This window comes from Rhizorhapis sp. SPR117 (assembly GCF_021742065.1).
Window position 1 is genome coordinate 69,246 of the sequence record NZ_JAKKIE010000011.1, and the last position, 8,494, is coordinate 77,739.

Genomic DNA, 8,494 nt, shown 5'->3' on the forward strand with positions numbered 1-8,494 from the left:
TCTATTCCGACTCGCTGGGGGGAATGGGTTCGGACTTGATGACCGATTGCGATCGCCTGACCTCCGGCACGACGACCCGGCCGTCAATGACCTGATCATCGGGCTTTGGCTGATCCGAGCCGGGTGGCACAGCGCCCATATAATCCCGGACGAGTTCGTCGATGCTCGGTTCGCTATCTGGGTTCTTCAGCAATTGCTGCGCCCGGATATAGCCATAACGCTGCGCAGTCAGGCGACGGCCATCTTCCGTACTGCGGATAATAGTGGGTCGGATAAAGACCATCAAATTCGTCTTCGCGCGCGACCTGCTTCGCGATTTGAACAGTTCGCCGATGCCGGGAATATCACTGAGCAGCGGAATGCGTTCGATCGTCTTGCGCTCATTATCATCAAGCAGACCGCCCAACGCCAATATCTCGCCATCGTCCACAGTGACGGTGGTTTCGATCTCGCGCTTGTTGATGATGAGGTCGCTGCTGTTGTTGGACACTGGCCCGGCGATGCTCGACACCTCCTGCCGCAGAAACAGCTTGATCGCGCCGCCCGCATTGATCTGCGGCTTTACCTCAAGCTGAATGCCGACATTCTGCCGCTGCACGGTACGGAACTGGTTATCGAAATTCTGGCTGAGCGCCTCGCCGGTAGTGACGGGCACTTCCTGGCCGACCAATATGCTGGCTTCCTGATTATCCAACGTCATCACCGAGGGGGTAGACAGGATGTTACTGTCGGTATCGGATTTGACGGCGTTGATGATCGTGCCGAAAAAGCCATTGCGGCCCAGCTCAGTCGCAATGCCGCCAAAGCCGCCGGTGGCGCTTGAGAGCGTATCAACCGCCGCCTGCTGAAGCGCACTGGCCAGATCGCTGTTTTCCGTCGTGGTCGTCGTCGTAACCGTACCATCGGGAGCCACGACCCTGGTTTCGGTCGTGTTGAGTTCCTGCGCGGCAAATGCGCCGCCCAATGTCAGGATATTGGGGCTGGCATTGCTGTAATTGGTGGCGGCAAATCCCGTCTTGGTGCTGCCGAGCAGGAACTGGACGCCCAGCTTTTTGGCCGCGCTGTCGCTGATTTCGACGATGATCGCTTCGACAAGAACCTGTTCGCGGCGGGTGTCGATCTGTCGGACCACTTCCCCCAACATGCGCTGTGCATCCGAATTGGCGGCGACAATGATGGCGTTCGCGCCTTCATAGCGTGTGACGATCGCCGGACCGCGAGTCGAAATGCTGCTGCCCGAAGATGATGACGCCACGCCAGCTGGTCCGGCGGCAGGCGGCGCAGACGCAGCCGAGCCGTTGGCGCCGCCCGAAGCGGAAGGCGTCGTGGACGAGGCCGCCGAAGCGCCCGCCTGCCCGACAAGCTGTTGCAGCACGGGCAGCAGCTTTTCGGCGTCTGCATGTTCAAGCCAGTAAACCCGGATTTCCGTGCCGGATGCGGCGCGTTTGTCCAGGTCTCGTGCGACTTCGACCAGACGGGAAACCGTCGCTGCATCGCCCCGAAGGGCAATGCTGTTGCTGCTGTCGATGGCGACCACCGACACATTGGGACCGGCTCCGCCCGCACCCTGCCCACCCTGCCCCACAAGTGATTGCAGCGAGGTGGCGATTTCGCGCGCCCCGGCATTTTTCAGGTTCACAATCTGCGTTGCCGCGCCATCCTGATCAATCCGTCCGATTAGTTGACGAATACGGGCGACGTTATCTGCGAAATCGGCGACGACAACGCTGTTTCCGGCACGATTGGCGGTAATCGATCCTTCCCGACTGACCAGCGGACGCAATGTTTCCAACGCCGATGCAGCGTCGATTGAGCGCAGGCGAAACACCTCCGTCACGAACTGGTTGCGCGCGGCGGACCCGCTGCCGACACGGCTTGGCTGTGACGCCGCGGTGTCGGCAGGCAGGATGCGATAGGCCCCACCCGGCGCTGGCACGGCGACAAGGCCGTTGGCGCGCAGCGTGGACAGGAAAATCTCGAAATATTCGGATTTCGACAGAGGCCGATCGGTCACTACCGACACCTTGCCCTGAACGCGCTGGTCGATGATGAAGGTGCGGCCCGTAACGCGCGCTGCATCCTGAATGAAGGCGCGAATGTCCGCATCACGTACATTAAGCGTCTGTTGCGCCTGAACCGGGCTGGCAAGGACAAGCGCGATCGCCGCGCTGATTTTCAGAATGTTTTTTTTCATTGGCTCGACAAGATCATGGCGATGGGAACGATATTGGCGCCCCGTTCGACCTGGAGGGAAATGCGGCTGCCCGGAGCAAGCTGGCCGGTGAGGGTCTGGATATCGGCGGCGGATGCGATGGCGCGGCCGTTCACCTGAACAATGACGTCGCCCGGACGGAATCCGGCGGCCTGGAAGGCTGCGCCGGTTCCCGAAGGACTGACCGCAAGGCCGGTCACGCGACCGTTTTCGGTACGCGGAGCAAAAGCAATATCGCGCTGCACATTTTCAGCGGTCAGCGTCTGGTCGGGCCGTGCGGGCACAGCATTGGAATCCGCAGCGGGATTTGCGGCAGGCTGCGCGACAGGAGCCGGTGATGACTGATCCAGAAACAGGGTTTCTTCCCGGCCTCCGCGATCAATCACAACATGATCGAACGCGACGGACTTCAGAGTCACGCCCGGCAATATCTCATCCCCCGGCGCAAAGCTCGCCTGCATGTCGTCAGGCGTAGCAATGATCGCCGACCCGCTACCCGATCCTTCGTTCAGGCGTGTACCGAACAGTTTCAAATCCAGCCCGGTCACAACCTGATCTCCACCCGGCGCGGCAGTTCGGAAGAAGGGATCAAAGGTAGAAAATAACGCCGTGCGCGTTTCTGCGGAGGGAATGTCAGCCTGACGCGGACGCCAATCGCCAAAAGTGCCAACGGGCGTGACGACCGTCCAGACGATGCGCGCGAGTTGTAACGCGATCAGCGCCAACAACACCAGTTCCACCCAAGCGAAGACATCGCCACGGGGCAGCCGTGCCAACCAATTCCGATCCAATCTCAGACGCATAATCTGGTCATCCCCCTGACAGCTTCGCCTGCTAGGGCGATTTATTGACGCTACCATGACTCATTCGTGACGTATTTATTTCACTAGCGGCTTGTCAGCATGAAAGGCACCGCTTTTTTGAATTTGCACTAGGCATTTGCACCCGCCCCGGTTAGCCAAGCTGGAAATGACATGTGCGGGCCGTCCCATGATCTATGCCACCAATGCAAGCCCCGCCCGCCTGATGCAGCATCCGGGCATACAACGCTTTCCCGATCCGGCGCTGACACTCTTCATCAAGCGTGATTTTCTGAACCCGCAGGAATGTAACGAAGTCATCGCGCGAATCGATAGCCGTCGACGCCCGTCAACCATAGCGGACGCCAATGGCGATCCCAATTATCGCACCAGCGAAACCTGCGATCTTGACCCGACCGACCCCTTCGTCGCCGCCATCGACCAAAAGATCTGCGCCTTTGCAGGCATCGACCCGGCGCATGGCGAACCGATTCAGGGTCAGCGCTATGACGTAGGGCAGGAGTTCAAGGCACACACCGATTATTTCGAACTCAATGGCGCGGACTACGTCAAATATTGCTCGGTTGCGGGACAACGCACCTGGACCTTCATGATCTACCTCAACATACCCGAAGCAGGCGGCGCGACGCGGTTCAGGTCGGTGAACAAGATCATCCACGCCGAAAAAGGCAAATTACTATGCTGGAACAATATCGATGAAACCGGAAAGCCCAATCCCGCCACGATTCATCACGGGATGAAGGTACGCAAAGGTGTGAAATATATCATTACAAAATGGTATCGGGAGCGGGTTTGGAAGTAAGCCTTCTCGTACCGGATGCGTTGTTAAAAAACAGAAAGGGCCGGTGTATCGCTCCACCGGCCCTTTCCATTCGCTGATCCTGTTCCGATCAGAATTTCAGGGTCGCACCCAGTGACAGAGACGAACCCACATCATAGCTGTTGATGTCGATCCGGGAATCGCCTGATTTCTGGAATTGTTCGAAATCCTGACCGAAAATGTTCCGGGCCTCGAATTTGAGTTCCAGTTCATTGCTGCCAAGCAAGACCGTTTCGCGCGCGACGAAATCGACACGGATGCCGGGCTTTTCGATCACGTCCGGCTGACCGGGCGCGCCGCGCCGAGCGACACGGTTGCTGGCATAGTTGATGAGGAAAGTCTGCTGCGAAGTTCCTTCAGTGGATTCCAGCCCGATCTGCAGATTGGCAATATGGTCCGACTGACCCGTCAGTGGGTCGCCATCGTTGAATATGCCTGTCCGAAGCTGCGGTGTGGCGCCCGACAAATCGAGTGCCGTCAACGTGCCATCGGGAACCTTCAGTTTGGACTGGGACCATGTGTAGTTTCCGGACAGGCGCAGGTTGCGGTCAGCCCAGAAATCCCCACCCAATCCTTCGAGCCAGAACAGCTTCTCCACCTCTACCTCGGCACCATAAAGCTGGGCTTCGGGCGCATTCGCGAAGCTGACGAGGAATTCGTTCGACTGGCGGGAAACGATGGTTTCGATAGGCTTGTCGATTTTCTTGTAAAAGCCTGCGAGGGAAAGGCGTTGACCCCGTTCGAAATACCATTCGAACCGTGCTTCGGCGTTGATCAGTTCACTGTCCTCAAGGAAGCGATTACCCCGGAAAAACTGATCGCTGTCGGTATCGAAATAACGCTGATTGGCCAATTCGCGGAACTGCGGACGGGCAATCGTCTTCGATCCCGCTAGACGAAGCTGCATATCCTCGGCAAAGTTCCAGGTGATTGTCGCCGCAGGCAGCCAGTATTCATTCTTGATTTCCGTCGATGATAAAACCGGCGCGCCGGTGAACAGCGCAAAGGGCGTCATGCTTTCTTCGCCCCTTTCATAGCGGACGCCTGTCTGAACCTTCACGAAGGGAATGACATCCGCTTCGATTTGCCCATAACCTGCATGCACCTCCAGGCTGGCATCATAGGCCGCCGCCGGATCGACGCTCTGTTGGAGCTGAATATTGAATCCCTGGATGGTGGCGTCGGACAGCAGATAATCCGGCCGCAACTGGGCAACCGGGCTGGTGGTCGATAAGCCGTCAGCCGCGATATACTGGAAGTCGCGGCGCAATGCCGTGCGCTCGTTCTTGCTGTAGGCATAGCCTGCGGAAAGGACAATATCGGCCGCCATCGGCAGCTTGTAGCTAAGGTCAGCGCCAGCACCATAGACATCCTCGTTGAGGTCGCTGAACGCAATCGTGGCGCCCGTACCGTTCGCGAAATTGTTGACCGGCTTGGTCGCAATGACATTGCCGTCGCCGTCAAAAAAATCGGTCAAGGCGTAAGAAAAGGTCCGTTCATAGGGTGCCTCGCGCTGCGTATTCGCATAAGTACCGCGAACGTCGAGTTGCACATCATTGAAATCGAACTCACCGACAAGCTGCGTGGAGAACAACTGGCGTTCATACCAGAGCGTGCGGCTCTGATTGAGTTGCACGTCCGGACGAACATCGTCGTTCGTACCCTGCTTGATCGACGCCTGTTTCAGCGTGTCGCGCACGAAGAAATTGGTCCAGCGTATCACATGGTCGCCAAACTGGCCCGACAGGCCCAACAGGCCATTAACGACAATGCGGTTGTCAGTCGTCAGAAACCGGAAATCCTGACTGGGCACCAGCGCTTCGCCCGCGCCGCTGCGGGTAATCTGCTGAATGCCGCCCTTTGTCTGCCAGTTATTGCTGAACCCGGCAGTGAAGATAACGCCAATGCTTGAGTTATCGCCCACGTCGAATGACTTGCCCGCACTGATCTCGGCGGAAATATTCGCAGGGATGTCGCGGTTGCGCTGAACAACCGTTGTCGGCGCATTGACGAGGCTGGCCGTGATGGTCTGGAGTTCTGCATCGGTGAAGTTGGCACGGTCCACCGGATTACCGGTATTGATCGCCGTCTGAAGCGCCGCCGGGATATCGCGGGTGCCGTCATCGAAGCCGGTCCAGTCGGAATCCGCCCCATAATAGGTATAACCCAGACGCGCCGTCGTTTCCGTTTCAATGCCGCCTGTCAGGCCGAAGCTGATGAAAGGTTCTTCCGGCGCGGTTCGCGTGGTCAGATTGATCACGCCGCCGCCGAATTCACCGGGATAGTTCACCGAATAACTCTTCTGGACCACCGAGCTTGCAAGCACGCTGGTTGGAAAAAGATCGAGCGGAACCACGCGGCGAAGCGGTTCGGGCGAAGGTATCGGCAGGCCGTTCAGGAGCGCGAGCGAATAGCGTTCACCAAGGCCGCGCACATAGACATAACGGCCGCCAACCACGCTAAGCCCCGTGACGCGCTGCAGTGCGCCCGCGATGTCGCCTTCACCAGTGCGGGCAATATCTTCTGCGGATAGCAGGGAAATGACCTCCGGAGCGCCGCGGATGGGCTCTGGAATATAACGGCCCTGAACGATAATTTCGCCTTCGAAATCGGCGCCGGGCTTGGAGACCTCGACGCTTTTGCCGGAGTGTTCCGACGTAGTCTGGCTGGCCTGATCGGCGGTTTGCGCGATTGCAGCAGGCGCCACCAGCGCCGTGCCTATAAGCAAAAGGCTGGCAAAGGAGATGGGCTTCGTCATGACATTCTTCCCGTAAATAAAAATGGGGCGGCGGCGCAGTGGCCGCCGCCCTTCAATTTCAAAGCAAAGTCTCTCAGGACTGAACGGGTGCTTCCTCGCAGGTCGGCCCGGTCGAATAGAGACCGCAGGTCCAACCCTGGAAGTTCGTGTCATTTGCATCCTGAACAGCGCCAATGAAGGTCGGGGTAACGAAGAAGCTGCTGAGCGAAGCCGAAGCGAATGGCGTAACTGCTGTTTCATTGGCCCCGTTGATGAACATCTGCGTCAGCGTGGACGCACCGTTCAGCGTGTTGTTGCTGCCCGCATCGAACGAAGCCTGAGCTGCCGCCGCTGTGTTGCCGCCGCTGCCAGCGAAGCCGGTGGCGCAGGTCAGATATACCGATTCCCAAACCGGCGGACCCTGTTCGTCAATCGTGGCATCGGCAGCCTGGAGCGTGGTCGGCGAGGCGACATCAACGCAGGTGGCCGAACCGGCGATGGTGCCGTTCACGAACGTCCAGTCGGAACCGCCGCGCAGCAGCAGAGCCGCCGCCGAACTGTTGGTGCCAAAGAAGGTGAAGTTGGACAAGCGGACGTGGGTGCGCGGAACGTTGTTTTCGTCGCCGTTGCTGTCACCTTCGATCACGCGATCGCCCCGGCCCGCGGTCTGTTTTGCGATGAGAAACTGGTTGAAGCCCTGATAGCCGCTGTCAAAGTCAAAGCTGTCATCGCTGATACCGGTCATCACCAGATATTTGCCGTTCACGGTGCCGCCGAACCATTCGATACCGTCGTCAGAGCTGTTGTGAACCTGAATATGGTCGAAGGTCGTTCCCGAACCGACGCCGGCCATGGTGATACCATTAAGTTCGTTGCCCGTGGTGATTTCACGGCCGGAGTAGCGAACCTGGACATAGCGGATACTGCCGCTGTTGTCCGCCGGGGCATTGCCGCCGAAGAGGCGGGGCGAGATCAGGCCTTCCACTTCCTGGTTGCAATCTGGGTCGTTGGTGGGGTTGCTGGTGGTCGGGAAATTCTGACAGTCCGAAATCGGAGCCCGACCGAGGATGACGACGCCACCCCACAGACCGTCCGAATTGGCATTGGTGCTACCCTCCAGATTCTGGCGTGCCGTGAAGACGATCGGGCGGGTTGAGCTACCAGCGGCGTTCAGCTGAGAACCGCGGTTGACGACGAGGGCGTCGGCTCCGCTCTGGCCGTAAATCACCACGCCAGGCTGAATGTTGAGAATGCCTTCAGTCCCAACGGGAGCCGAGCTGTCACCGCCGCGATCAACACCGACTTCGACGACACCATTGAGAACATAAGCGACGCCAGCGGCACTGGGCAGAGTGAACGAACCCGTGATCGGACCGCTGGAGGCCGTCAATTCAGGCGCGCTGCAGCTCAAATAGTCGCCCACGATAGCACCAGCGGTGAAGCCGGTCGGACAATCAGAGGCTGGACCGCCCGTCGGGGTGGGCGTGGGCGTCGGGGTCGGAGTTGGGGAAGGCGTTGGGGTCGGCAGGACGATTACACCTTCACCCGGCGATGCGACATCGTCAGCGCCGCAGGCGCTCAGGACGGCGCAGGCGCAACCCGCCATCAGAATAGATTTGATATTCGAAATATGTGCCATAATGTCTCCGCCCCGGCGCACCGGTGTCTGTGTTTCAATCCAGACCGCCAAGGAGGAAGAAAAGCCGCACGACTCGAAAGGCAGCCCCCCTTGACGCCCTCGAAGCGGCAACTAGGCGCGACATGTGACGGGCGGATTGTGTTTAAGAGACAGTTTGAAGAAACATTTATGACTCTATTATGTCATAAAAACGTATGGCCCGCCCCGTTTGCAAGGTAGATTTTGAGATGCTCTGATCAGTCTGCGTCAACGTATACGGTCTCAT

General features: G+C 58.6%; 5 protein-coding genes. 1 reads left to right on the top strand and 4 read right to left on the bottom strand.

The genetic code is table 11. The features are described from left to right. Position 1: 1 nt before the first annotated feature. Positions 2–2,194, bottom strand: a complete 2,193-nt coding sequence (gspD, locus tag L3X40_RS06575) for a type II secretion system secretin GspD (RefSeq protein ID WP_237364963.1) — start codon at positions 2,192–2,194, stop codon at positions 2–4. Next, positions 2,191–3,015, bottom strand: coding sequence for a type II secretion system protein N (locus L3X40_RS06580; RefSeq protein ID WP_445177161.1), 825 nt, complete (start codon positions 3,013–3,015; stop codon positions 2,191–2,193). Before L3X40_RS06580 ends, gspD begins: the two co-directional genes overlap by 4 nt. A 187-nt stretch (positions 3,016–3,202) precedes the next feature. Here L3X40_RS06580 and L3X40_RS06585 point away from each other — a divergent pair, with 187 nt between their 5' ends. Then, on the top strand, positions 3,203–3,835 hold the full coding sequence (locus L3X40_RS06585) for a prolyl hydroxylase family protein (protein ID WP_237364965.1): 633 nt from the start codon (positions 3,203–3,205) through the stop codon (positions 3,833–3,835). Positions 3,836–3,923: 88 nt separating this feature from the next. Here the strand turns inward: L3X40_RS06585 and L3X40_RS06590 are convergent, their stop codons facing one another. Both L3X40_RS06590 and L3X40_RS06595 read right to left on the bottom strand, forming a co-directional pair. Further along, positions 3,924–6,611, bottom strand: coding sequence for a TonB-dependent receptor plug domain-containing protein (locus tag L3X40_RS06590; RefSeq protein ID WP_237364966.1), 2,688 nt, complete (start codon positions 6,609–6,611; stop codon positions 3,924–3,926). Between the two features lie 73 nt (positions 6,612–6,684). Further along, positions 6,685–8,229, bottom strand: a complete 1,545-nt coding sequence (locus L3X40_RS06595; protein WP_237364967.1) for a hypothetical protein — start codon at positions 8,227–8,229, stop codon at positions 6,685–6,687. Positions 8,230–8,494: the final 265 nt, after the last annotated feature.

Bases quoted from the DNA above. Each gene is read 5' to 3' on its own strand.
- gspD (WP_237364963.1), bottom strand. From the start codon at position 2,194: ATGAAAAAAAACATTCTGAAAATCAGCGCGGCGATCGCGCTTGTCCTT.
- L3X40_RS06580 (WP_445177161.1), bottom strand. From the start codon at position 3,015: ATGCGTCTGAGATTGGATCGGAATTGGTTGGCACGGCTGCCCCGTGGC.
- L3X40_RS06585 (WP_237364965.1), top strand. From the start codon at position 3,203: ATGATCTATGCCACCAATGCAAGCCCCGCCCGCCTGATGCAGCATCCG.
- L3X40_RS06590 (WP_237364966.1), bottom strand. From the start codon at position 6,611: ATGACGAAGCCCATCTCCTTTGCCAGCCTTTTGCTTATAGGCACGGCG.
- L3X40_RS06595 (WP_237364967.1), bottom strand. From the start codon at position 8,229: ATGGCACATATTTCGAATATCAAATCTATTCTGATGGCGGGTTGCGCC.